We start from the raw sequence: 1,132 nt of genomic DNA on the forward strand, positions 1-1,132 counted from the left end.
GTGGTGGTGTCGCGGCTGGACGGCGCCGACGTCGCGGTGCCTCCGTGGGCGGTGGTCGGACTGGGCCGGCAGGACGAACTGCTGAAACAGGCCGACCTCGTGATCTGCGGCGGCGGGCACGGCATGGCAGACCCGAGCCGATGTCGGCGACGACGGGCACGCCGAGCGTCGCGAGGTCGGTGACCGGAACCGAGGAGGTGAACCCGCTGACCGCGTAGTTCGACGGGTGGACCTTGAGGATGAAGCCGGTGTCGGGGCCGACCGCGTCGGCGTAGTCGCGCAGGTGGGTGCGGTTGGTGGTGCCGACCTCGCGGAACCGCGACCCGGTCGAGGCCATCAGCTCGGGCAGCCGGAACCCGTCGCCGATCTCGATGAGCTCGCCGCGGCTGACCACGATCTCCTTGCCCGGGGCCAGCGTCATCGCGGTCAGCAGCAGCGCGGCGGCGTTGTTGTTGACCACGTGCACACCACCGGCAGTCGGCACGGCCTGCGCGAGCGCGGCCAGCGCGCCGCGGCCCCGGCGGGCGCGGCGGCCGGTCGCCAGGTCGAACTCGACGTCGGTGGCGCCGCTGGCGGTCACGACCGCGTCGACCGCCGCACGCGACAGCGGGGCCCGCCCGAGGTTGGTGTGCACGACGACGCCGGTCGCGTTGATCACCGGCCGCAGCGTGGCCGCGCTGTGCGGCAGCGCCGCGACCGCCGCGTCGGCGACCGAATCCGGGTCGATGAGCCCGTCGCGGGCCTGCTGCTGCGCCTGCGCCACAACGCTTTTCACCAGGGTACGACCGAGCGTGCGGGCCGCCTCGGCGAGCCGCGGGTCGGAGAGCAGCGCGTCGGTGCGCGGTACGCGGCGGCGCGGGTCGGTCATGCAGCCATCATGGCGCATCGCGGGAAGCGGGTACACCGGTGACATGTTGACCTCGGTGGGCCACGGTGCACTGGGCAGAACCGAACTCGCGGGGCTGCTGCGCGGGGCGGGCGTCGAAGCGATCGTCGACATCCGCCGCTTCCCGAACAGCAGGCACAACCCCGATGTCGAGCGCGGCGCGATCGCGGCGTGGGCGGCCGACGCCGGGCTGGCCTACCGCTGGGACGAGCGCCTGGGTGGGCGCCGCCGCCTGCCGCCGATCAT

At 74.0% G+C, this 1,132-nt stretch carries 2 protein-coding genes; one reads left to right on the forward strand and one right to left on the reverse strand.

What is annotated here, in order from left to right; genetic code table 11:
* Window positions 1–868 (reverse strand): L-seryl-tRNA(Sec) selenium transferase (selA, locus tag BHQ18_RS28815; RefSeq protein WP_234794365.1); only part of this gene is annotated, 868 nt, incomplete at its 3' end.
* Between the two features lie 43 nt (window positions 869–911).
* Here selA and BHQ18_RS28820 point away from each other — a divergent pair.
* The coding region (locus tag BHQ18_RS28820) for a DUF488 family protein (protein WP_131815749.1) at window positions 912–1,132 on the forward strand (221 nt) is incomplete at its 3' end.

This window comes from Mycolicibacterium flavescens, assembly GCF_001722335.1.
GTDB classification, from domain to species: Bacteria; Actinomycetota; Actinomycetes; order Mycobacteriales; family Mycobacteriaceae; genus Mycobacterium; species Mycobacterium flavescens.